This is a genomic window from Massilia aurea (assembly GCF_040790145.1).
Classification (GTDB): Bacteria; Pseudomonadota; Gammaproteobacteria; order Burkholderiales; family Burkholderiaceae_D; genus Telluria; species Telluria aurea_C.
Genome location: NZ_JBFMMP010000012.1, coordinates 100,600 through 123,851, shown reverse-complemented (window position 1 = coordinate 123,851; position 23,252 = coordinate 100,600). Strand labels below are relative to the sequence as shown.

Genomic DNA, 23,252 nt, shown 5'->3' with positions numbered 1-23,252 from the left:
CAACATGATCATTACTAGGAGCCATCATGAAAATCGCTAAAAGCATCATCTCCGCTGCCATCTTCGCTACCGTTGCCATCACCGCTGTCGGTTGCTCGTCGACTAACAAGCAAGCCAGCACCGGCGAATACGTCGACGACGCAGTGATCACCACCAAGGTCAAGGCTGCCCTGATCAACGACCCGAACGTGAAAGCACGCGAAGTCAACGTCGAAACCTTCAAGGGCGACGTCCAGCTGTCGGGCTTTGTTGCTGACCCACGCGATGCACAGCGCGCTGTCGAGATCACCCGTGGCGTCAAAGGCGTCACTTCGGTCAAGAACGACATCCGCGTGAAATAATAGTCGGATCGCCGGGGCGGCCCGGTCACTTGTTCAGGCAACTATATGCAGCTAGCTCAATCTGATCCGGCCTCGCCGGCAACCCCGCCTGACACTGCCGCCCCGGGGGCTTTGCCCCCAAGCAGCAACGGTGACGCCCTTCGTCCCGAGGTGCGTTCCACCGGCGACGATCTCGCGCTCCACCTCGGTGGGCTGCGCGTACCGCTGCACGTCAACGCCCGCGGCCTTGCGCTCGGCGTCCTCGCCACCATCGCCTTCGTGTTCGCGCTTCAATGGGCGCAAAAGTTCTTCGTGCCGCTCCTGCTCGGCATCCTGATCGCGTATACCCTGAATCCTGTTGTCCGCTGGCTCGAGCGCTGGCATATCCGCCGCATCGTCGGCGCCACACTGGTCACGGTCGTGATCGTGGGCGCGATGGCCGGCACCCTGTACCGCTTGCAGGGCGAGTTCTTCAATATCATCGACGAGTTGCCCACCCTGACCTCGAAGGTCACGCGCATCTTGTCCAATACCACGGGCCAGCGCTCGACGCTGCAGCAGATGCAGGCGGCGGCGGCCGAAATCGAACGCGCCGCCAGCAATGTTGGCGCCGACGTCCGGCGCGTCACCCAGCAACGGCGCCAGAATGCCAATGACGCGTCGTCGAGTTCGCCGATCCGCGTGATGGACTGGGTGCTGGCCGGCTCGATGAGCCTGGCTGCATTCATGTCACAGGCCACGATGGTGATCTTCCTCGTGTTCTTCCTGCTCCTGGCGGGTGACACATTCAAGCGCAAGCTCGTCAAGCTCACCGGGCCATCGCTCACCCGCAAGAAAGTCACGGTCCATATCCTGGACGACATCAATACCTCGATCCAGAGCTATATGTTCATGCTTCTGGTGACCAATATCCTGCTGGCGCTGCTGATGTGGGGCACGCTGCGTGCGATCGGCCTCGAGAACGCCGGCGCCTGGGCCGCCTTTGCCGGCGTGGCGCACCTGATGCCATATTTCGGTCCGCTCGTGATCACCGTGACCACTGGCATGGCCGCCTTCCTGCAGTTCGAGACGGTGAGCATGGTCATGCTCGTGGCGGGCGCCTCGCTGGGCATTGCGACACTGGTCGGCATGGTCGTGGCAACCTGGATGACCGGCAAGATCGCGCGCATGAATCCGGCCGCCGTATTCGTCAGTCTGCTGTTCTGGGGCTGGCTCTGGGGCGTGTGGGGATTGCTGCTTGGGGTGCCGCTGGTGATGGTGCTCAAGGTCGTGGCCGAGCGCGTCGAGGGGATGGAAGTGGTGTCGGAGCTGCTGGGCGAGTAGAGCCCGGTATTGCCACTTGAAGCGGGGCGGCAGCGATACTGCCGCCCTTTTTTACATCGTTATGCCGCCGCAGGTTTCGGGTCTACACCCGTCACCGACTTCGGCTTGTTGCGCAAACTACCCATCTGCAATGCATACTGGCGCGCAAACTCGGCGCCCAGGAAAAAGATCTGCGCAGAGTAATATACCCACAGCAGCAGGGCAATCAGCGAACCGGCCGCACCGAAACTGTCGGTGGTGCCGCTGTTGCCGATGTACAGGCCAATCCCGAACTTACCCAGGGTGAACATCCCAGCCGTGCCCAGCGCGCCGATGGCGACGTCTTTCCACGACAGTTTAACGCGCGGCAACAGCTTGTAGATCACGCCGAACAGGGTGGCGATGACCAGGAAGCCCAGGCCCGAGGCAATCCAGCCCATGACGATCGCGGCTTCCTGCCACATACCGCTGATATATTTCTCGGCAATACTGGTCGCGGCGCTAATCACCAGCGACACCATCAGCAAAAATCCCAGCACCAGAATCACGCCAAACGACAGCAGGCGGGTGCGCACCATATTCCACACGCCGCCATTCGGTGGCGCCGGCACGTTCCAGATTTCATCCAGGCTGTCCTTGAGCTCTGAAAACACCGTCGTTGCACCGACGATCAGCAGCAATGTGGCCACGATTGTGGCAAACATGCCGGATTCCTTGTTTTGCGCGCCGGCCAGGATCGCCTGGATGGTATCGGCGCCCTGGGCGCCAACGAGGCCGCGCAATTCCGTGAGCAACTGGCCCTGGGCCGCTTCCGCACCGTAGAAGAAACCGGCGACCGCGATCACGAGCACCAGGATCGGGGCCATCGAAAAGAGGGTATAGAAGGCCAGTGCGGCCCCTTTGCTGGATGCCCGGTGATCCAGCCATTCCGTTACCGCGCAGCGCAGCACCTTGAGAATCTGGTGCGTGTACGGGAACCATTTATTCACTGCCATAACAGATTCTCCAAAAGAAAAGGGGGCCGAAGCCCCCTCGATCTAGCATTGTCACCACCGAAGTTCGGCAGCAACAGCGTCAGGTATTATTGCTGGACTGGGACTTCAACCGTGATCTGGTCGACTTCGACGCGACGGTTAGGTTCCAGGCAAGCGATCAGCTGAGCGCGACCTTTCTGGTTGCATTCGACGACCGGGTTGGCTTCGCCCTTGCCGATAGCGCGCAGACGGTTGCCGTCGATACCCTTGCCGATCAGGTATTCACGCACGGCCATGGCACGGCGCTCCGACAGTTTCTGGTTGTACGACTCGGAACCCAGACGGTCGGTGTAGCCGGTGATTTCGACGTTGGTGACGCTGGTGTCAGCTTGCAGGGCAGCGGCGATTTCATCCAGCTTAGGTGCTGGGGTGATCACGACAGCCTTGTCGAATGCGAACATCTTGGTCGCTTCGAGGGTGACTTTCTGGAAGCGTGGTGCTGGTGGCGGCGGTGGAGCGACTGGCTCTGGTGCTGGCGCCGGTGCTTCGACCACAGGTGCCGGTGCTGGCATTGGTGCTGCTGGTGGCGGGTTGAACGCATAGTTCAGGCCGACGGTCAGCATCTTGTTGTTGCTACGCTTGAAGCCAAACAGCTCGTCATCACGCAGGAAGCCACGCACGGTGCGCAGGTCAGCTTGCAGCGACCATTGCGGGGTCAGGCTTGCCTGGAAACCAATACCAACGGTTGCGTACGGCGAGTTTTTCTCGACGTTGCGCAGTGCATTGTTGACCTTGTCACGCTCGACGCCCAGGCCGAACAGGACGAATGGACGGAAACGCTCACGGCTCAGCATCAGCAGGGCATCGGCGCCCAGCAGGGTCTGGCGGTATTCGCTACGGCCTTGTTCGAAACGGGTCTGGCTGGCGCCGACCTGGATGTCCCAGTTCTGATGGACCGCCTTACCGAACTTCAGGCCGCCACCCGTGTCGCGGTCGTCAACGCCGAAGTCTGCATCTGGCTTGACGTGGTTCACGCTAGGCTGGATGTACCACGATGGGTTGATCTCTTGAGCGAGGGTGGCGCCGGATGCGCACAGCAGTGCAGCAGCCAGGGCGATTTTCTTGGTGTTGTTCACAGGTAACTCCCGTTGGTTAATATTGATGACAAAGCATGCGTCAGCAGCTAAGTTGGATAAAGCTTAACAGTGCAAGTTCCGAATGCTCGGTGCGCTACCGCACCTAATCCGGAAAGGCTGTGCGATTTTACAACAGTGGTCAAAATCGCACATTTCTAAGGTGAAACGAACTGTAACGGCGCTGTCATATCCCATATGGGTTGGCGCGCACGGCTGAATGTCATCTTGCCGTCATGCAGGTATATTGTTGTCAGTGCAGATGACACGACGGGGCAATCCTGTCTTGTCTTAGAGAGTTTACAAGATTGCGAAGAGTTCCATCGGCGGCACCAACGTTTGCGTTTGGTGCTGTGCACCATGGTGCTTTCAGGAATCTTGTCGAATGTTGGATGGCGCACAGACCATGATGTCTGATGCAGGCAATCTTGAGGCTAGTTAAGCGGAACCGAGATGTTGTCAGGGTGTCAGACGACACACAGCGACCCGGACCACACAGTCTCACTCTCTATTGGAGCTAATCAATATGCATGCAACGACACAGCACAACGCGGTACATAGCGAAACCGGCGCAGTGCACACCTCCGGCAATTCGGCGCTGATCGAACGCGTCCCACCACAGCCAACTGAGCGCGCACCAATTTCTCTGGCACCGATCGAGCGCGTGCGTTCGACGTCCGCCACCCAGCGCCGCATTGAAAACATGCAAAAGCTGATCAACGAACTCTCGAGCCACGAGATGCTGGCCGATGAGATCGCCTGGTTCCTCAAGTTTTCGCCGTCCGGCGCCCGCAAGTACATCCGCGACCTGCGTGAAGCCGGCGTGATCGAACTGGCGCGCTACATCGAAGGCACCGCTACCTACCTGGGCAAGGCCGTGTACCAGATTTCGCCAGACCCAGACCGCGTCAAGGCGTTCCTGGCGGCGATCTGCCAACCAAAGCGCGAAGGCGTGGCGCCACGCAAGGAGCGCCCTGGCCTGCGCGAGCAGAACATGGCCGGCAGCGGCCGTCATTTCCACATCCTGGCCGATGACACCCACTACGCCATCCGCGTCAATCGCAGCCCTGTGGCACGCGATCCGCTCGTGGCAGCACTGTTCGGCCCGCCACCAGGCCAACCTGCAATCAAGTAAGGCGCCGCAGTTGCGCCCCCGGGGCTGGTGCGGTCGAGACCCACATCGGCCACGGTCCTGACGATCGCTGTCGTCCTTCGCCGCGCATATTGCGCGGTTTTGTTTTTTGGGCGACGTTTTTGTGCCGGGCATGTGTTGAAAACAAGTCAATAGTCCTCACCTGCCTGCCATGTCGCCGTGATTGCGCGGTGCAACATCCACTATGGAGGAGTATCGATGTTACCGAGTGCCGAATCGCTGGAAGGCAAGCCAGTGCCCACCGTTACTTTCAAGGCACGCCCGGACGACCGCTGGCGGGACCTGACGTCCGACGAATTGTTCAAGGCGCGTACGGTAGTGGTCTTTTCGCTCCCAGGCGCCTTCACGCCAACTTGTTCCTCGACCCATCTGCCGCGCTACAACGAACTGGCGCCCGTGCTGCGTGCGCACGGCGTGGACGAGGTGCTATGTATTTCGGTCAATGACGCTTTCGTCATGAACCAATGGAAGGCGGGGCAGGATGCCGGCAACATCACGGTCATCCCGGATGGCAATGGCGACTTTACTACCGGGATGGGCATGCTGGTCGACAAGCGCGACCTGGGTTTCGGCAGCCGCTCGTGGCGCTATTCCATGCTGGTGCGCGACGGCGTGATCGAAAAAATCTTCATCGAGGCGGATAAGGAGGGCGATCCGTTCGAGGTGTCCGATGCCGACACGATGCTCGGCTACCTAGCGCCAAAGGCACAGGTACCGGAGCCGGTGGTCATGTTCTCGCGGCCCGGCTGCCCCCATTGCGCCCGTGCCAAGCAGGCGCTGCGCGACCAGGATATCCATTTCACCGAAATTTCAGAAGACCAGAAGATCAATTCGATCGTGTTGCGCGGCATTACCGGGCGGATGACCTGGCCTCAAGTGTTTATTGGTGGTGAATTGATCGGCGGCGCCGACGACGTGCAAACCTGGCTCGCCAACCGGACCTGATGATGGAAGGCTTATTTGTCGGCTTGCTGGGCGTCGTCATCCTGGCCGCCTGGCTGCTGCCGAAGTGGCGCCTGCGCCGCGCGGTTTCGCGGCCACTGCCGCCGGAACATATTGCCATCCTGGCGCGCAATGTCGTGCAATACAGCGGCATGGACGAGCTGCAGAGGGGGCGGCTGGGGCGGATGGTCCAGCATTTCCTCCATCAAAAGAAATTTGTCGGCTGCGCCGGGCTCGAGATCACCGACGACATGCGCGTGACCATCGCCGGCCAGGCGTGTCTGTTGCTGCTGGGCCGGGTTGGCGACAACGCCAGGCCGGTCAGCTATCCCACGCTCGAGATGGTCCTGGTCTATCCGGGTGCATTCCTGGCGCCACGCAAGCAAATCGACGCCTCTGGCGTGGTGACCGAAGAGCGCCAGGATCTGCTGGGTGAATCGTGGGGCGACGGGCGTGTGATCCTGTCGTGGGATCATGTGCGGCGCGGCGACACCGTCGATGCGCCCGGGCACAATGTGGTGTTGCACGAGTTCGCGCACCAACTCGACAGTGAATCGGGCGATACCAATGGCGCCCCGTATCTGGGTAGCAGCGAGCGCTACCGCAGCTGGTCCGAGGTGCTTTCGCGCGATTACGCCAACTTGCGGCACGACGCGATGTGGGGCGCGCAGAGCTTGCTCGACCATTATGGCGCCACGAATCCGGCCGAATTTTTCGCTGTTGCCACCGAAAGCTTTTTCGAGCAGCCGCATCAACTCGCTGCGCGCCATCCTGCCTTGTACGACGAATTCCTGAGGTATTACCGGCTTGATCCACGTCAGTGGCAGAGTGCACCGCCCGTCCCAGTCGAGGAACCGCCTCAGTATGGCGTGGTCTATGGACAGTGGCAGTGATTTCGCTGGCTGCCAGGGCCATCGATCCGCTGCGACGTTGTGCGTGCGGCGCCGTACAGATGGGCGCAGGTAGCGGGCGCATGCTGGCGTCTCTACTCAGGAGAACTCGCCCATGTCTATCATCATCGCAGGACGTTTCCAGCTTCAGGACGATGTCGATCGCGCGCGCAGCGCCCTGGTCGAGGCCGGCTTCGATGCCGATCGCATCAGCGGCTTCTACCTGAGCCAGCCGGGGCAGCACGATGTGACGCCCATTGGCGGCGACCACTTGCAGTCGCCCGGGGCAAAAGACACGCCCGAAGGCGTCGTCAAGGGCGTGGCCACGGGCGGGGCGGTTGGCGTCGCTGTTGGCGCGGCAACGTCGCCTGTCACGGGGCCGCTTGGTCCCATCGTCGGCGGGCTGGTGGGCGGGCATATCGGCTCGCTGTTCAGCTTCTCGAAAATGAAAGACCGGGGCGAGCCCGAAGAGGGCGGTGAAAACTCGGTACCGCCGCGCGCGGCCGGCATGCTGGTGGCGGTGGCGTTCAGCGATCCGGCGCTGGAAACGCGCGCCGTCGGCCTGCTGCGCCAACTCGGCGCGCATCACATCGAACGCGCGCACGGCAATATCGTCGCCGGGGACTGGGCCGATTTCGATCCATCGAGCCGGCCTGACGTCATTGCCTGAGCCATCGTCGGCGCCATCGTCGGCGCGGCTTCGGCTTCGGCTTCGTCTTCCCGCTGTGCCGGCGCTGCAGGCGCAAGGGTTTCCGATGGCGGCGACCTGAGCGCCATCGAACACGCGGCGCGCTGCCTGGCTGGTATCCGCAAGCGGCGCTCAGGTCTTGACGGGGGGCGTTGGCTTGAGTGACTTGAGCGCTGTGTTGTGGAGTTGAATCTTCTCGAACGCGGTTTCCACCTGCGATAACTGGCCAGTCGCGATGCCGCCGACCAGTGACAGGATCGCGCCGACAAGGCCGGTGGCTTCGCCGATGACACCGATATGCCGGATTTTTTCGGCGGCTACCGCGGTGAGCGCCATCAGGCGGCGCTGCGGCTGGGCGAGGCCCAGAATGACCAATCTGGCCGCATCGGCGTACAGCGCCTGGGCGCGCTGGCGCAGCAAGAGTTCATCGTCCATCAATGTGCGCATGGTGGCCTGTTGCGCATCGGGCATGATGCGGCCTTCGTAGCTCAGGATCTCTTGCAAAACGCGCTCATGCAGTTGATCGGCGATCCGGACTACACTATCGGCCAACTCGACCACGTGTTCTGTGCTCGACAGCGCTTTGGCGCGGGTTGCGCCAGTTGCGCCATTACGGTCGCGCCCGACAACGGCAGGTTGTGGCGCAGTAGACGGCGAGCTCGCCGCCATCGCTGTGGCAGATGGTCCGGACCGGGCTGGCCCGGTCGGCGGCGCCGATGCGTCAGGCGCAAGTGGCGTGATCGCCTGCGGCGTCGAACTCGCTTCATCGGGCGCCGACCCGGGATTGCTGTGTGAAGATGTCGCCATGAGGCTCCCCGTTAATCGCCGCTGAGATCATCGCGGATCAGCTTCAAGTCGCGAACATAGCCTGCCAGCATGCGTCGCGTTTCTTCGCTCCTGAGCCGATCCATGTTTTCGCGCATTTCCTGGTGACCGAGCGCCACCTTGGTTAGTCCCTGCTGGGCCAGTTTGTAACGGCGATCGATCAGCTTGTACTCAGCCGTCTTGTTCTGCAAGTGCACCTTGGCCAATGTCACCAGCATGCGATCCGCGTGTCGATTCGACATCGGTATTTCCGCATTAAAGATGCCCAGTACCGTCTTCTGTTCGTTTTCATTGGTTTTTTCGTAAATGCGGGTAAGCACAATCATGGCATCGAGCAGCGCCTGTACATCGGCATCTCCATCGCGCACCATGGAATCCACGCTACGGTTCTGGTAACCGGACGCAATCACGCGCGTGAGCAGTCTGGTCATTCCTGTGTACGCTGCTATATGCCGCTGCTTCAAGCCCGATTCCGCTGCCGCCTTGAGGCCAATTCCTAAGTCATCGATCCGCCCCGACAAATCGTACCGCGCATCGCCGGCGAGCAAAGTCAATGTCTGCATATACAGCACGAGTGTTTTCTGAATCGCCACAAAGTCATCAAACACCGCCCGCCGCCGCACATCGGTATCGCGCGCAACACGCTCTGCCTGCGGCGACAGATACGGCAACTCCCGCTCATACGTGTCACGATACCGCCGCGACAACTCCGCATACCCGCCGAGCTTGGCAGATGCATCTGCAAATTCCCGCACCTCAATCAAGCTGACCTGCCCCTGCGAAGCACATCCGCCCAGCAATAGCCCTAGGAGAACACCAACCGGCAACACCATCCTGCGCCCCATACCACCCCCGCTAACCATGCCCTCAAGAATCCCATTCTTGCCACCTCCTGCCACTCGACATTGTTATTTATCAATGCCGACCCACTCAACCCTATTTAAGCCAAATAAAAAATAGGGTCAGAGTTGAATTAGCTGACAACTTTAGAAGTTAGCAAACAATTCGACTCTGACCCCAATTTTTGAGCAAATATTTCTTGGCAAGCTAGAGAGTAAAGATTCCTCAGTAAAGCTGGTGCTAAGATATGTGTCGATAAATCGACTCTGACCCTAATTAAAAACGAGGCATAAAAAAGTTTTTTGGAAATAAGTCATGGCTACCGTGATAAGTAATGCTCTACAAAAAAATATTGGGGAAAATATTTACGAATTTCCGAGGAAAGCGCCAATAAAAAAATCAGGGTCAGAGTCGAATTAAATGACAACTTTAAAAGTTATCAAAGAATTCGACTCTGACCCTGATTATTGGGTAAGAGCTTTGGTGACATTAACCCCCGGGTTAAATCGAATTGGCGGGCTTGGTGACAATCTTTCCCAATAATTCGACTCTGACCCTGATTGGGTTAGCGGTCGCGGCGGATTGCGGAGGCGGGGCGGGGGCCGCTGCGTTTCGCGGCTGCGGGGGCGCCGCCGGGGGCGCGGGGTTTGTTGCCGCCGCCGCCGCCGTTGCCACCGCCACCGCCGTTGCTGCGGCCACCACCATTGCCGCCGCCTGGACGACCGCCGCGGCCGGTGTGGCCGGGCGCGCCGCTGCGCAGCTGGATCGGTTGTGGCTTGGCGTTCATGTCAGGTTCGAAGCCGACGATCACTTCGCGCGGCAGCGTTTGCTTGATCAGCTTTTCGATGTCTTTCAGCATCTGGTGCTCGTCGACACATACCAGCGACACCGCTTCGCCCGTCGCGCCGGCGCGGCCGGTACGGCCGATACGGTGGACGTAATCTTCCGGGATGTTCGGCAGGTCGTAGTTCACCACGTGCGGCAACTGGTCGATGTCGATACCGCGTGCGGCGATGTCGGTGGCCACCAGCACTTGCAGGCTGCCATCCTTGAACTCGGCCAGCGCCTTGGTGCGTGCCGACTGGCTCTTGTTGCCGTGGATCGCCATTGCGCCGATGCTGTCCTTGCCCAGCTGCTCGACCAGCTTGTTGGCGCCGTGCTTGGTGCGCGTAAACACCAGCACTTGCGTCCAGTTATTCGCCTTGATCAGGTGCGACAGCAGCGGGTGCTTCTTGTCGCGGTCGACCGGGTGGATCTTTTGCGCGATGACTTCGACGGTCGAGTTGCGGCGCGCCACTTCGATCATTTGCGGGTTGTCCAGCAGGCGATCGGCCAGCGTCTTGATCTCTTCCGAGAACGTCGCCGAGAACAGCAGGTTCTGGCGCTTGGCCGGCAGCAGCGCCAGCACTTTGCGGATGTCGTGGATGAAGCCCATGTCCAGCATGCGGTCGGCTTCGTCCAGGATCAGGATTTCGATCTTCGACAGGTCGACCGTGCCCTGACCGGCATGGTCCAGCAGGCGGCCCGGCGTGGCGACGAGGATGTCGACGCCGTGCTTGAGCAGCTTGATCTGTGGATTGATGCCGACGCCGCCGAAGATGACGGCCGAGTTCAGGTTGGTGTAGGCGCCGTACAGCCGCACGCTTTCCTCGACCTGCGCCGCGAGTTCGCGGGTCGGGGTCAGGACCAGCGCGCGGATCACGCGTGGCGATGTCTTGTTGCGCTGGGCCGCGCCAATGGCGTCGGTCGACAGGCGATGCAGGATCGGCAGCGTGAAGCCGGCGGTCTTGCCGGTGCCGGTCTGGGCGCCGGCGAGCAGGTCGCCGCCGTTCAGCACGGTTGGAATGGCCTGGCTCTGGATCGGGGTCGGGGCGGTATAGCCTTGTTCGGTTACCGCGCGCACGATCGCGTCAGAAAGACCAAGTGAAGAAAATGACATAGATTTTTTCAGTAAAAAAGCGGCCCGTCGCCATGCATGGCGGCAGTCCTGGAATCGGATTGATCGATGCAGGCGCGCAAGCTAGCGGGCGCCCGGACGCTGCCGCAAAGGCGGCTAGCAGGGATTATAGTGAAGTGTATTTCACTGTAGAAAGTATTTGATACAGAACTATGTAACGTTTTGTATAAAAGCACAGGCCACTGGAAAGCACCGCCTGCCAGTGGCCTGAAGCTACTACCCGTATTTTACGCGAAAGGTGAGAGGAGCGGGACCAGCGCGCCAAAAACCTTCGGGCCGGCGGCAATCACGTCGCCCTTGTTCAGGTAATCAGACTCGCCGTTGAACTCGCCGACGATGCCGCCCGCTTCCGTCACCAGGAGGGCGCCGGCAGCGATATCCCAGATTTTCAGGTTCTTTTCAAAGAAACCGTCGATGCGGCCGGCGGCCACGTTGGCCAGTTCCAGCGCCGCCGAACCGCCGCTGCGCACGCCATGGCTGCGCGAGGCGACGACTTCGTACATGCGCAGGTATTCGGCCAGCGCGCGTGGATCCGGACCGTGGCCCGACGACAGCAGGGCGCGGCCGATGCGCTCGGTGCTGCGCACGCGGATGCGTTTGTCGTTCAGGTAGGCGCCGCCACCCTTGGTGGCGGTAAACAGGTCGTTGCGAACCGGGTCATAGACCAAGCCGTTGGTGATCACGCCGCGCTGCTTGAGCGCGATCGAGATGCAGTAGTTGGGGTAACCGTGCAGGAAGTTGGTGGTGCCATCGATCGGGTCGATGATCCACACGTTTTCACTCTCGTCGTTCAAGTTAGCTGATGCACCGCTTTCCTCGGCCAGGATGGCATGGCCCGGATATGCCTTGAGCAGCGTTTCGACGATCTCGTGCTCCGCCGCCTGGTCGACGTCGGTGACGAAATCGTTATGTTGCTTTTCCGAAACGACAATGCGGTCGATGTCGAAGGACGCACGGTTGATGACGGTGGCGGCGCGGCGGGCGGCCTTGATGGCCGTGTTGAGCATTGGGTGCATGGAGGCTTTTTCCGTAAGAACGCGAACGCCCACTCACGCACCAGGGGGCGTCGTGAACGATCAGCTATTGAAGAGTGATTAAAGAGCAGGGCGGCGCTGGAACCCGTTACAATCCGGGGCTTGCCCCGCTACCGTAAAACCGTCCGCACCACGCGATGGTCGCTATTGTAAATGAACCCGACCCAAACCGACACTTCTTCTTTCAGCCCGAGCATTCGTCCACTCTTTACTCGCCTGCGCTTTGTCCTCGTCGAAACGAGCCGCGCCGGCAATATCGGCTCGGTCGCGCGTGCAATGAAGACGATGGGTTTCACCGACTTGGTGCTGGTCGCGCCGAAGTGCGCCGATTTCATGCACGACCCGGAAGCCGTCGCCTTTGCCAGCGGCGCCGGCGACGTGTTGACGAACGCACGCGTGGTGGCCGATATCGGTGCAGCGCTCGATGGCTGCAATTTCGCCGCCGCCGTTTCGGCCCGCCTGCGCGAGTTTTCGCCCCCCGTCTGGACCCCGCGCGCGTTCGCCGAACACGCCGGCGCCGCCCCCGAACTGCACGCCGCCATCGTGTTCGGCAATGAACGCGTCGGCCTGCCGAACGACATCGTCGAACGCTGCAACGTGTTGATCAATATCCCGGCCAATCCGGACTACTCGTCGCTGAACCTGTCGCAGGCGGCCCAGGTGCTCGCCTACGAGGCGCGCATGGCGTCCGTCGACGGCGCCGTCAACACGCGTGGCGTCGGGTTCCAGGGTGACGCCGCCAGCGTGACCCAGATCGACGGCATGTACGCGCACCTCGAGCAAGCGCTGGTTGCCATCGGTTTTCTCAACGCCGACAACCCGAAAAAGCTCATGCCGCGCATTAAACGCATGTTCGCGCGCGGCGGCCTTGAACTCGAAGAAGTCAACATCCTGCGCGGTATCGCCCGCGCGATTCTCAAGGACGAATCGCCGCGTTGATGCATGCCGAGCGGCAGGCCTATACTCGTATCATGGACACCTCCCGCATCGCCCCGCGCCTGCCCGGCCGTCAATTGACGGAGCCGGCATGAGCTCGCGCCTGCTGCTGCGCCTCATCCTGCTGGTCCAGGTGCTGATCGCCTGCGCCATTGGCGCGGCAGCCGCCTGGTTCGGCGCCGGGCCGTGGCAAGCCGCCGCCCTCGGCGTGGCCAGCGTGGTCCTGGTGCGCCTGGCAATCAACGCGAACAATTTTGTGATGAGCCGGCGCGTCGCCAGCCCCACGCCGCCCGAGCACCAGCTCGGCGTGGCCGGGGCCTTGCGCATGTTCGGCGAAGAGTTCGGCGCCAGCATGCTGGTCAGCTCCTGGCACATGCCGCGCGCGCGGCCCCACACGCGCATTTACCCCGACTGCGCTACGCCCCCCGTCCTGCTGCTGCATGGTTACGGCTGCAACAGCGGCTACTGGGCGCACCTGGCGCCACGGCTCGACGCGGCCGGCATCAGCCACGCCACCATTGACCTGGAACCGCTCACCGGCGACATCGACGGCTTCGCCGATGCGATCGAAGAGGGCGCAGGACGGCTACGGAAACAGACCGGCGCGTCGCAGGTGATCGTCGTCGGCCACAGCATGGGCGGCCTGGCCGCGCGCGCCTGGCTGCGCCGCCACGGCAGCGCGCAGGCGGCGCGCGTCATCACGCTCGGCACGCCGCACCACGGCACCTGCCTGGCCGCGCTCGGGATCGGCGTCAACGCCACGCAGATGCGGCGCGCCGGCGTCGACGGGCCTGCCTGCGCCTGGCTGAACGAACTCGCCGCGCATGAAGACGCGGCCACGCGTTCGCGCATCACGTCGATCTACACGCATCACGACAACATCGTCGCGCCCCAATCGTCAGGCCATCTGGGCGGCGCGCGCAACCTCGCCATGGGCGGCGTCGGCCACGTCGCACTGGGCCGCAATCCGCGCGTTCTGGCCGCCGTGATGGACGAGATCATGGGCGTACAAACGGCCGGTCGGGCACGCCCCGTTTCGCACGCCATTCATTGAATCCACCCTGCGCCCGAGCGTGGTACAGTGATGTCAATAACGCATTCCCCGGAGCATTCAGTGGCGCGTATCCTGATCATCGAAGACAACCCTGCGAACATCGAACTGATGTCGTTCCTGCTCAGTGCTTATGGCCACTCACCATTGAGCGCGGCCGATGGCCCCCGCGGCGTGGCCGCTGCGCGCAGCGAGCGCCCCGACCTGATCGCCTGCGATGTCAACCTGCCAGGCATGGACGGCTTTGCCGTCCTGGCCGAACTGAAAGGCGACCCGGCGCTGGCCGGCGTGCCCATCCTGGCCGTGACCGCGCTGGCCATGACGGGCGACCGTGAAAAAGTGCTGGCCGCCGGCTTCGACGGCTATATCAGCAAGCCGATCGAACCCGAAAGTTTCGTGGCCGAGCTCGAAGCCTTCCTCACCACTGCGCCGCCTTCCGCCCCGGCTCTGCCTCAGGCCCAGGCCGCGCCGCCAGTCCGGACTACGCCGGTTTCTGCGTCCACGGCAGCGGCGGCCGCAGGCGAACGCACGCTGCTGCTGGTCGACGACGACCGCTTCATGCTCGGCGTACTCAACGATATGCTGATCGGCCAGCCGTACCGCGTGCTCAGCGCCTGCTCGGGTGAAGAAGCGCTCGAGGTGCTGTCGCACGAACCGGTCGAAGTCATCCTGTGCGACCAGGCCATGCCGGGCATGCGCGGCACCGAAGTGCTGGCCGAGGCGGCCGCGCGCTACCCGAACACGGTGCGCCTGATGCTCTCTGGCCAGCCCGACCTGACCGAAATCGAAGCAGCCATCGAAAGCGGCGTGGCCGATGGCCACTACATCAAGCCTCTGGGCGCCCGCGCGCTGCGCGAGCAGCTCGACGAAGCGTTTCGCCTGCAGAGCGCGCGCGCCGCCGCCTGAGGCTGGCGAGCCGCGAGGCTCGATAGAACGACCGTTCGATGATATCCTTGCGGGAACACACACGAACAGCGGCCTACATGCAACAAAAAGCACCGCGCCGGACCCGTGAACGCATCCTCGAGCTCTCGCTCAGGCTGTTCAACGAGTTCGGCGAGCCCAACATCACCACTACCGTCATTGCCGAAGAGATGAATATCTCGCCCGGCAATCTGTACTACCATTTCCGCAACAAGGACGACATCGTCAATTCGATCTTCGTGCAGTTCGAGGCGGAGATCGAGCGCATCCTGACGGTGCCGGCCGGGCGCCGCTCGAACATGGAAGACGTGTGGCTGTACCTGCACCATATGTTCAAGCTGATCTGGCGCTACCGCTTCTTCTACCGCGACCTGAACGACCTGCTGTCGCGCAACCGCAAGCTCGAACTGCACTTCAAGGCAATCCACGCGCACAAGATCAAGGTCGCGCGCCAGTTGTGCGAAGACTTGCGCTCCGAAGGCTCGCTCGACGCGTCCGACCAGCAGATCGGCGCCATGGCGACCAATATGGTGGTCGTGGCCACCTACTGGCTCTCATTCGAATACGTGCGTAATCCGCGCAAGTACAGCGAGCAGCAGGCCATCGCCGATGCGCTCGCGCGCGGCTGCTACCAGGTGCTGTCGATGGTCGGCCCGTACCTGAATGGCGAAACGCGCGTGCTGTTCGAAAAGCTCTCTGACGACTACCTGAAAAAACTGTCGGCCGACGCCCGCCCCGGCGCCGACTTCCTTTAAAAATGCACACGATGAAAACCCTTGCTGTCTATTGCGGCGCCGCGCATGGCGTCAACCCTGCCCACGCCGATGCCGCGCGCCTGCTGGCGCGCGCCATGGTCGAGCACAACATCAACCTCGTCTACGGCGGCGGCAAGGTCGGCCTGATGGGCGTGATCGCCGATGAAGTGCTGCGGCTCGGCGGCGAAGCCACCGGCGTCATTCCGCGTGCGCTGGTCGAGCGCGAAGTGGGCCACGCGGGCCTGACGCGCCTGTTCGTCGTCAAGGACATGCACGAGCGCAAAGCGATGATGGCCGATCTGTCCGAAGGCTTCATCGCCATGCCGGGCGGGATGGGCACGCTGGAAGAGTTGTTCGAGATGGTGACCTGGGCCCAGCTGGGTATCCACGCCAAGCCGATCGGCCTGTTGAACGTGAACGGGTTCTACGATGGCTTGCGCGCCTTCGTGGGGCACCAGGTAACAGAAGGCTTCGTGCGGCCCGAGCATCAAGAGCTCATGATCGCAGACAGCGATCCGGACTCGCTCATTCACCGCCTGCGCGCTGCGGCGCCGGTGCTGCTGGCCTCGAGCCTGCCGTCAGCCGCAGCAGACGAACTAAAAGGGTAGGATTGAACGTCTAGTGTCCTGAATCAGAGATTCGTTGAATAAATACGGCGAGCGTCGCCCTGACACTGCGTCGCAAATGCGCGCAAGGCCCCGGCCTTGCTGTGCTTTGCTCCTTGTTTCAGGTCGACTTCGCCACATTTATTATTCAACGAACTTCCAATTCAGGACACTAGGCCACTTCGATCCGGTCGCGGCCCGCCGCCTTGGCCCGGTACAAGGCCTTGTCTGCGCGGCTGATCGCTTCGGTGAACGGCTCGCCAGCGCGCCGCTCGGTCAGGCCGGCCGAAAAGCTGATCCGCCGCTCCGGCGGCATGCCGTCGATCTGCAGCGCGTGCACGCGCGTGACGATGCGTTCGAGTACCTGGCGCGCGGCCTGTGGCGAGGCGTTTGGTAGCAGCAGCAAGAATTCTTCGCCACCCCAGCGTGCCAGCGTGTCGTGTTCGCGCAGCGCGCCGTGGGCGGCGCCGGCGAATCCGCGCAGCACGGCGTCGCCCATGGCATGGCCATACTGGTCGTTGACCTGCTTGAACAGGTCGAGGTCGAGCAGCGCCACGCAACTGGTCGCCGGCGCCGAGCGTCGTTCTTCGGCGCCCAGCAATTCGTTCATGTGGCGGCGGTTGGCCAGCGATGTCAGTTCGTCGACCGTAGCCAGCACGCGGATGGTCTCGACGGCGGCCAGCAGATCCTGCTTGCTGGCTTTCATACGACGGCGCAGCTTGGTCATCTCGCTGGCCAGCAGGGCGGTCGACAGCAGCGCCGCCGCCAGGTAGCCGAAGCTCATCGCCTCGACGGCGGGTGGATGTCCCAGCGGATCGCTCGCCTGCAACCACCACATGGTGCCGGCCATGCCGGCCAGTGCGGCCCCGGCCAGCAGCAGCGCATGGCGCCGGTGCATCGCGAAGGTGCAGAAGGCGATCGCCACCACCAGCATGCTCAGGAGAGAGGCGCGCAGCGGGCCGGCGATCGCGTAGCCCGCCATCGTGCAGCCGATCGCGAACAGCGACTGCATGGCTGCCAGCACGTCGGGCGCGATCTTCAAGCGGATGCTGAAGCGGATCAGCGCATAAAAGCCCAGCGTACCGCTCGCGGCGACGATGCCCAGCACCAGCGCCGGGCGTCCCGGCGTGTAGCCAAATTTTACTTGCGCCGCCAGCAGGCTCATGGTGGCCACGTAGAGCATCGCGGTGGCGATCCAGTAGTTGCGCATGCGCCGCAGTGTGAGCGCCTCGCGCGATAGTGGCGGGGTATTGCTGGCGCTACTCGGTACAGGGGGCATGCGCGTCTCCTGCGCCACCCGCGAGCAGGCGCGCGATGTCACCGGCCGGGAGCGGACGGCTGAACAGGTAACCTTGCATCTCGTCGCAGTCGTTGGCGCGCAGGAAATCGCGCTGCTGTTCGGTCTCGACGCCTTCGGCGATCACGCGCAGATCGAGCTTGTGGCCCAGCGAGATCACGGCCATCGCGATGGCCTGGTCGTCGGGCGAGTCGGCCAGGTCGGCGACAAACGATTTGTCAATCTTGAGGCGACTGATCGGGAACGACTTGAGCGCCGACAGGCTCGAGTAGCCGGTGCCGAAGTCGTCGATCGACAGCGCCACGCCCATCGCTTCGAGTTCGCGCATCTTGTCGACCGAGCGCCCGAGGTCGCGCATGATCAGGCTTTCCGTCACCTCGACCTCAAGGCCACTGGCCGGCAGGCCGCTGGCGCGCAGGGCGTCGGTGACGCGCTCGACCAGGCGCTTGTCCTCGAACTGGCGCGCCGAGACGTTGACCGACACGCTGACCGGGGTCAGTCCATCGGTGCGCCAGGCCTGGGCCTGGGCGCAGGCGGTGCGCAGCACCCAGTCGCCGATCGGCACGATCAGGCCGCTTTCTTCGGCCAGGCCGATGAAACGCAGCGGCGAGATCAGGCCTTGCTCAGGGTGGCGCCAGCGGATCAGCGCTTCGACGCCGAACAGGCAATTCGTGCGCAGGTCGAGCTTGGGCTGGTACAGCAGTTCGAACTGGCAGGGGCCCGGATAGTCTTCGGCGCAGGTGTCGATCGCCGCGCGCAGGCCTTCCAGCATCACCAGTTTCTCGTCGACGCTCTCGTTCATTTCGCTGACGTAGTACTGCACGTTGTTGCTGCCCGCTTCCTTGGCGCGGTACATGGCCACGTCGGCGTGCATCATGAGGGCGTTGGCGCTGGCGCCGTCGCGCGGGTAGAACGTCACGCCGATGCTGCAGCTGACCTGCACTTCCTGGCCCTCGACCAGCACCGGCTCGGTGACGGCTTCGCGCACCTGTTCGAGCAGCGGTGCGATCGCCGCCGGGTCGCCCGCCAGTGCCGGCAGCAGGATCACGAATTCGTCGCCGCCGAAACGCGCCAGCGTGTCTTCACGGCGCAGGCAGCGCCCCATGCGCGCGCCGACCACCTTGAGCAGTTCGTCGCCGGCGTTGTGGCCCAGCGTGTCGTTGACCAGCTTGAAGCCATCGAGGTCGATGAAGGCCAGGCCGACCGCGTGCCCGGCGTCACCTGCGGCGACGATCGCCTGGCCCAGGCGCTCGCGCAGCAGGCTGCGGTTGGGCAGGCCGGTCAGGTCGTCGTGGTGCGCCAGGTGGCGGATGCGCTGCTCGGCGAGCTTGCGCTCGGTGATGTCGCGCACGATCACCACCACGCCGCCCTCGACCGCCACCACCTGGCGGTGCAGCCAGACGCCCGGCTGGGGCAGCGTCTGCGCCAGCCATTCGGTCTCGCGCGCGACGCCGTCGCGCGCCACCGCCGCCAGGTCGTCGAAGATGGACACGCCGATCGCCGGCGGCAGCAGGCTCGACATCGGTTTGCCTGCCATCTGGCCCTTGCTCAGGCCCGAGAAATGCTCGGCGCGGCTGTTGGTGGTGGCGATGGCGAAATCGCGCACCTCGCCGCGTGGGCCGAACATCGTGCGCAGCACGAAAAACGCGTCGGGACTGGCTTCCGACGCGGCGGCGTAGGTTTCCTGCGCCAGCCGTTCGCGCCGGCGCGCCTTGGCCAGCTGCCACGACCACGCACTGACCAGGATCACGACGGCGATCAGCAGCGCGCTTGCCGCCCCCGCCCCAAGCAGCCAGGCGCGCCGTTGCTGGTTGAACGCGGCCATCTGTTCGGCCTCTGACAGGCCCGCCACAGCCACCAGCGGGAAGCTGTTCATCGGCTGGCTGGCAACGGTGCGCGCCTCGGCAGCGATTGCCGGCGCGCCGCGCGCGCCCGTGCCGGCCGCCACACCGCCGTGCACGCTGAGCGCAAAGCGCTGGCCCCACGATACCGTCTCGCCAATGCGCAGTGCGCGCAGCACGCCGTCGGTGCCGGCCATGCCGAGCATGCCGCGGTCGCCCTGGCGCGAACGTTCGTAGCCGCTGGTGAAATAGGCCGGGTCGAGCGCCACGACCGCCACGCCGGCAAAGCGCCCGGCGGCGTCGTCGATGCGGCGCGAGAAGTGGACCACCGGCTCCTGCGAATCCTTGCTCAGGCTCGTGAGGCTGACGAACGGTACGTCGTCGCGGGTCTGGCGATGAAATTCGAACCACGCGGCGCCACCCATGTCGCGCACCGTCGATGCGGGGTTGCTGGCGACGATGCGGCCGCTGGCATCGCTGATCTCGACCTGGAACACTAGGCCGGGCGGCAAGAGGCCTTTGGCTTCGAGCGCGGGCAGTGCGCCGGTCGGGCCGTTCTGTTCGACCGCATACTTCAGCACGCGCAGGGTCTGGTCGATCGCGCTCAGGCTGCGCGCCAGCTGCGCTTCATAGGTGTCGAGCAGTTCCTTGGTGGCTTCGCGCGTGGCCGCGATGGCGGCGCGCCGCTCCGCCTCGATCACGTGCAGGGTGCCGAACCACATGGCGCCGAGCAGGACCAGCGCGAACAGCGGCAGCGAGATGTGCGTCTCGAGCGCCAGGCCAAGCCAGCGCGCGAGCGGACTGCGCGTGCGCGGCGCGCCGGCAGCGGCCAGCGCCGGGCCGGTCGGACGCACGAGCGTGTTCATGGCGCGCTCACTAATTGGGCGCTCACTGCAGCACCATCACCGGGCGCACCGACGCATCGAGCGCGGCGCGCTCGATGTAGCCGATCATCGACGGGTTGTCTGCCACCAGGCGGCGCACGGCGGCATCGTTCGCGGCCTCGCGCGGCGGCTGGCCGCGGCCGGTGAACACCATCTTCGACCAGTGCGCCTTGAGCAGCGCGGGGGTCTTGCCGGTGAGCTGGCGATAGAACAGGTCGCGCTGCGCTGCGCCCAGGCCCTGGTCGATGGCGATGGCGGCGGCGCCATCCGGGAAGCGGCCGGTCTGGCCGAGGAAGATGGCGCTGACCTGTTCGGCGTTGAGCACCGGGTTCGGATTGCGGCTCGAGACAATGACGACCAGTTCGGCCGACGCACTCGAGGCAGCGATGCACAGCGTGCACAGGGCCAGCAACTGGCGGGAGTAGGTACCGAGGAGAGTTTTCATCGGCGTCAAAATACAAAGTCCAGCGCGACGCTGGTCACGTTGATCGTGCGATCGGAACGAAACAGAGGCGTCGGGTTGATCAGGGTGCCGCGCGAGCCGCCACGCGGGCGTACTTGCTCGAACTGCAACTTGAGGGCCAGGTCGGATGCGACATCCCAGCGCACGCCGGTGCTCCAGGTCGTCTGCACGGGTATCGTCGCCAGGACGGCGTTGAGCGCGCCATTGAGCTGGGCGGCGCCGGCGGCCAATGGCGGGGGCAGGCCTTGCAGCGACAGACCTGGGTCGGTCGTGCTCACGTCGGAGCGAATCTGCGCATAGCCCAGGTACGGCGTGAACGCACCCTGGCGCCAGCCGGCCCCGACATACACCGAGGTCCCGCTGCCTAGCAGGGAGTCGGTACGGGTGCGGCCCGTTTCGGCGGTGACGAACCACGCGCCCGGATCGTAGCTGGCGCCGGCGCTGATCATCGTCACGCGCTTGTCGACGATGGCGTAGCGCTCGGCCAGCATCTGGCCCTGGGGACCGAACATGCGCAGGCCGGCGAACAGATCGGCTGCGATGGCGGTGTTCAGGCGCGCGCGGGCCGCCGACAGGCGGACAGTCAGCGGACCGTAATCGATGCTGTGCGACAGTCCGAGGATATTTTCGGCGTCGATCTGCAAACCGTTGCCGAGGTCCTGGTCGGTGCTGCCCGAAAAGACCTGGGTGGCATGGCGCACGGCGCCGGTGCTCCAGCGCCAGGTGGCATCGACGCCGTCGCTGCTCGAAATCGGCAGCGCGCCATAGACTTCGACCGGCGTGCGCACCCATGGAATGGTGTAGCCGACCTTGCGCGACTCTGCGCCAAGGAACACCGGCAACGCGATGCGTCCGGCCCGCACGGCGAGATCGGGCGTGAGCTGGTACTTGATGTTGGCCCATTCGACCAGCGGCTGGTAGCTGCCGTCGAGGCGCTGTTCGCTGATCACCTGCAGCACGCCCGACCAGGCGCCCTGGCTGACGTCGAGCTGGGCGCCGAGGCGACTGTCGACATTCGGGCTCCATGCGCCCGATGCGCCGGCGCCGCTGGCGCGCAGAATGGACGAGCTGAAGTCGGCATTCTTGCTGTTCGAATGGACGACGCCGAGCGTGCCGAAGCCGGACAGTTTCCAGGTGGGCTCTGCCGTCTCGGGTGCGACGTCGGACGCCAGTGCGTACAGCGGCGAGCAAGCGAGCACGCAGGTAGCGAACGCGGCAGGCAATAGCGTGCCAGTGAAATAGTGCAAAAGCATGTGGTGTGATGTTGGCGCAGTGGGCCTGTGCGGTGTCGGATTGACGCCGGACCAGAACCTGAAGACTCTAACGAAGCGTACCGTCAAAGTCGAGTGGTGCTGAATAGTTTGGACGATTGGTGATGTTGATGTTGTGGTGCTGCAACGATAGTTGCATATAGTAACATCTTCACGAAAGTGGCGTCGCCTCGGCGCTCCACAAGCGTGCGCCAGCCAGGTCGAGCCAGGTCAGGTACAGGCGCACGTCGAATTCGAGCTGATGATAGGCCGGCTCCATCCAGCAGCACAGCTTGTAGAACGCCTTGTCGTGTTCTTTCTCTTTCAGGTGTGCCAGTTCGTGCACGGCGATCATGCGCAAGAACGGCAGCGGCGCATCGCGAAACAGGCTGGCGATGCGGATTTCGTGCTTGGCTTTCAGGCGCCCACCCTGCACCCGCGAGATCGCCGTGTGCAGGCCGAGCGCGTGCTGGACTACCTGGATCTTGCTGTCGAAAACCACCTTCGAAACTGGCGCGGCCTGGCGCAGGTAGTCGTCCTTGAGGTCTTGCACGTAGTCGTACAGGGCGCGGTCGGTGCGAATGCCGTGCGGCGCCGGATAGCGCTGGCGCAGCGTGTCGCCAAGCCGGTCTTGCGCGATCAGGCCGCTGACCTGGGTGCGCAGTTGCTCGGGGTAGGCAGTGAGGTATTTCAGGGTGTGCATAGGGCGGGCAATGTACCACAGGGTGGGTGTGCCGCGCGACACAGACTCGTTAACCTGTAAACGTCATTCCCGCGACGGGCGAATGACGGTCTCCAAGCGAACAACCAACAACTGCCTAGCTCTCTTTGCTGCCCTGCCGATTGCCCTTTTCGGCCACCGCAGTGGCCGCGGCCCGCTGCGCCGACTGCCGGCTCTCGCCACCCTTGCGGCCGATATCGGCCATGTGCGCGCGGTTGCGGCTCACGGCTTCGCCGCCTTTCTGGCCGGCGCGGCGCGCTTCTTCGGAATCGAATTCGTGCGCCGTGCCTTTCTGGTGCGCCGCCTGGCCGCCCTTGCTGGCGATTTCACGTTGCTGGTTCTGGTCCATCGCCGCAAAACCGCGCTTGGCCGGGTGCCCGCTTTTCTGGGCGCTGCCGGTGCTCGTACCTTTATTGCCGTTCTCTTTGCTGGTCGCCATGTCGATCTCCTGTGCCCGTGGGCTGTCA

Annotated in this window: 23 protein-coding genes; 11 read left to right on the top strand and 12 right to left on the bottom strand. The window is 63.4% G+C overall.

The features are described 5' to 3' along the window. The first annotated feature begins 26 nt into the window (after positions 1 to 26). Entirely contained in the window at positions 27 to 341 is a 315-nt protein-coding gene (locus AB2N08_RS16630) for a BON domain-containing protein (protein WP_367611926.1), read from the top strand. Positions 342 to 386: 45 nt separating this feature from the next. Beyond that, positions 387 to 1,643, top strand: coding sequence for an AI-2E family transporter (locus AB2N08_RS16625; protein ID WP_367611924.1), 1,257 nt, complete (start codon positions 387 to 389; stop codon positions 1,641 to 1,643). A gap of 59 nt (positions 1,644 to 1,702) precedes the next feature. Here the strand turns inward: AB2N08_RS16625 and AB2N08_RS16620 are convergent, their stop codons facing one another. Both AB2N08_RS16620 and AB2N08_RS16615 read right to left on the bottom strand, forming a co-directional pair. Then, positions 1,703 to 2,617 carry a YihY/virulence factor BrkB family protein gene (locus AB2N08_RS16620; protein WP_367611922.1) on the bottom strand — a complete coding sequence of 305 codons (915 nt, stop codon included), beginning with the start codon at positions 2,615 to 2,617 and terminating at the stop codon, positions 1,703 to 1,705. Positions 2,618 to 2,703: 86 nt separating this feature from the next. Then, a complete protein-coding gene (locus AB2N08_RS16615) occupies positions 2,704 to 3,732 on the bottom strand; it encodes an OmpA family protein (protein ID WP_367611920.1) in 1,029 nt (342 codons plus the stop codon). Positions 3,733 to 4,255: 523 nt separating this feature from the next. Between AB2N08_RS16615 and AB2N08_RS16610 the strand changes: the two genes are divergently transcribed. The 4 genes from AB2N08_RS16610 (at position 4,256) to AB2N08_RS16595 (ending at position 7,384) form a co-directional block, all read left to right on the top strand. Next, positions 4,256 to 4,864 carry a winged helix-turn-helix domain-containing protein gene (locus AB2N08_RS16610; RefSeq protein WP_367611918.1) on the top strand — a complete coding sequence of 203 codons (609 nt, stop codon included), beginning with the start codon at positions 4,256 to 4,258 and terminating at the stop codon, positions 4,862 to 4,864. 216 nt (positions 4,865 to 5,080) lie between these two features. Then, complete coding sequence (locus AB2N08_RS16605; RefSeq protein WP_367611916.1) at positions 5,081 to 5,827, top strand: glutathione peroxidase; 747 nt, start codon at positions 5,081 to 5,083, stop codon at positions 5,825 to 5,827. Continuing rightward, entirely contained in the window at positions 5,827 to 6,717 is an 891-nt protein-coding gene (locus tag AB2N08_RS16600; protein ID WP_370662431.1) for a zinc-dependent peptidase, read from the top strand. The genes AB2N08_RS16605 and AB2N08_RS16600 overlap by 1 nt, the downstream gene beginning before the upstream one ends. Before the next feature lie 112 nt (positions 6,718 to 6,829). Further along, the gene (locus AB2N08_RS16595; RefSeq protein WP_367611913.1) at positions 6,830 to 7,384 is read left to right on the top strand and encodes a hypothetical protein; all 555 of its coding nucleotides are present in this window, start codon (positions 6,830 to 6,832) and stop codon (positions 7,382 to 7,384) included. A gap of 150 nt (positions 7,385 to 7,534) precedes the next feature. Here AB2N08_RS16595 and AB2N08_RS16590 read toward each other — a convergent pair whose 3' ends face one another. The 4 genes from AB2N08_RS16590 to AB2N08_RS16575 form a co-directional block, all read right to left on the bottom strand. Continuing rightward, complete coding sequence (locus AB2N08_RS16590; protein ID WP_367611911.1) at positions 7,535 to 8,209, bottom strand: hypothetical protein; 675 nt, start codon at positions 8,207 to 8,209, stop codon at positions 7,535 to 7,537. An 11-nt stretch (positions 8,210 to 8,220) separates the two neighbouring features. Continuing rightward, a complete protein-coding gene (locus tag AB2N08_RS16585) occupies positions 8,221 to 9,060 on the bottom strand; it encodes a hypothetical protein (protein WP_367611909.1) in 840 nt (279 codons plus the stop codon). Positions 9,061 to 9,632: 572 nt separating this feature from the next. Next, positions 9,633 to 11,006, bottom strand: a complete 1,374-nt coding sequence (locus tag AB2N08_RS16580) for a DEAD/DEAH box helicase (protein WP_367611907.1) — start codon at positions 11,004 to 11,006, stop codon at positions 9,633 to 9,635. Between the two features lie 245 nt (positions 11,007 to 11,251). Then, a complete protein-coding gene (locus AB2N08_RS16575; protein ID WP_367612002.1) occupies positions 11,252 to 12,031 on the bottom strand; it encodes an inositol monophosphatase family protein in 780 nt (259 codons plus the stop codon). Positions 12,032 to 12,211: 180 nt separating this feature from the next. On the opposite strand from AB2N08_RS16575, the gene AB2N08_RS16570 reads away from it, so the two are divergent. The 5 genes from AB2N08_RS16570 (at position 12,212) to AB2N08_RS16550 (ending at position 16,332) form a co-directional block, all read left to right on the top strand. Further along, on the top strand, positions 12,212 to 12,997 hold the full coding sequence (locus tag AB2N08_RS16570; RefSeq protein WP_367611905.1) for an RNA methyltransferase: 786 nt from the start codon (positions 12,212 to 12,214) through the stop codon (positions 12,995 to 12,997). Between the two features lie 88 nt (positions 12,998 to 13,085). Then, positions 13,086 to 14,048 carry an esterase/lipase family protein gene (locus AB2N08_RS16565; RefSeq protein WP_367611903.1) on the top strand — a complete coding sequence of 321 codons (963 nt, stop codon included), beginning with the start codon at positions 13,086 to 13,088 and terminating at the stop codon, positions 14,046 to 14,048. A gap of 60 nt (positions 14,049 to 14,108) precedes the next feature. Further along, positions 14,109 to 14,951, top strand: a complete 843-nt coding sequence (locus AB2N08_RS16560; protein ID WP_367611901.1) for a response regulator — start codon at positions 14,109 to 14,111, stop codon at positions 14,949 to 14,951. A 77-nt stretch (positions 14,952 to 15,028) separates the two neighbouring features. Further along, positions 15,029 to 15,724 carry a TetR/AcrR family transcriptional regulator gene (locus AB2N08_RS16555; RefSeq protein WP_183550752.1) on the top strand — a complete coding sequence of 232 codons (696 nt, stop codon included), beginning with the start codon at positions 15,029 to 15,031 and terminating at the stop codon, positions 15,722 to 15,724. 11 nt (positions 15,725 to 15,735) lie between these two features. Next, positions 15,736 to 16,332, top strand: coding sequence for a TIGR00730 family Rossman fold protein (locus tag AB2N08_RS16550; RefSeq protein WP_367611898.1), 597 nt, complete (start codon positions 15,736 to 15,738; stop codon positions 16,330 to 16,332). A gap of 169 nt (positions 16,333 to 16,501) precedes the next feature. Here AB2N08_RS16550 and AB2N08_RS16545 read toward each other — a convergent pair whose 3' ends face one another. The 6 genes from AB2N08_RS16545 to AB2N08_RS16520 form a co-directional block, all read right to left on the bottom strand. Continuing rightward, positions 16,502 to 17,608, bottom strand: a complete 1,107-nt coding sequence (locus AB2N08_RS16545) for a GGDEF domain-containing protein (RefSeq protein WP_367611896.1) — start codon at positions 17,606 to 17,608, stop codon at positions 16,502 to 16,504. Beyond that, complete coding sequence (locus tag AB2N08_RS16540; protein WP_367611894.1) at positions 17,589 to 20,333, bottom strand: bifunctional diguanylate cyclase/phosphodiesterase; 2,745 nt, start codon at positions 20,331 to 20,333, stop codon at positions 17,589 to 17,591. The genes AB2N08_RS16545 and AB2N08_RS16540 overlap by 20 nt, the downstream gene beginning before the upstream one ends. A gap of 22 nt (positions 20,334 to 20,355) precedes the next feature. After that, the gene (locus AB2N08_RS16535; RefSeq protein ID WP_367611892.1) at positions 20,356 to 20,796 is read right to left on the bottom strand and encodes a phosphate ABC transporter substrate-binding protein; all 441 of its coding nucleotides are present in this window, start codon (positions 20,794 to 20,796) and stop codon (positions 20,356 to 20,358) included. Positions 20,797 to 20,801: 5 nt separating this feature from the next. After that, a complete protein-coding gene (locus tag AB2N08_RS16530) occupies positions 20,802 to 22,067 on the bottom strand; it encodes a hypothetical protein (RefSeq protein WP_367611890.1) in 1,266 nt (421 codons plus the stop codon). A 169-nt stretch (positions 22,068 to 22,236) separates the two neighbouring features. Further along, a complete protein-coding gene (locus tag AB2N08_RS16525) occupies positions 22,237 to 22,767 on the bottom strand; it encodes a YgjP-like metallopeptidase domain-containing protein (RefSeq protein WP_367611888.1) in 531 nt (176 codons plus the stop codon). A 115-nt stretch (positions 22,768 to 22,882) separates the two neighbouring features. After that, positions 22,883 to 23,224: a KGG domain-containing protein gene (locus tag AB2N08_RS16520; protein WP_367611886.1), complete on the bottom strand. Its 342-nt coding sequence runs from the start codon at positions 23,222 to 23,224 to the stop codon at positions 22,883 to 22,885. Positions 23,225 to 23,252 lie beyond the last annotated feature (28 nt).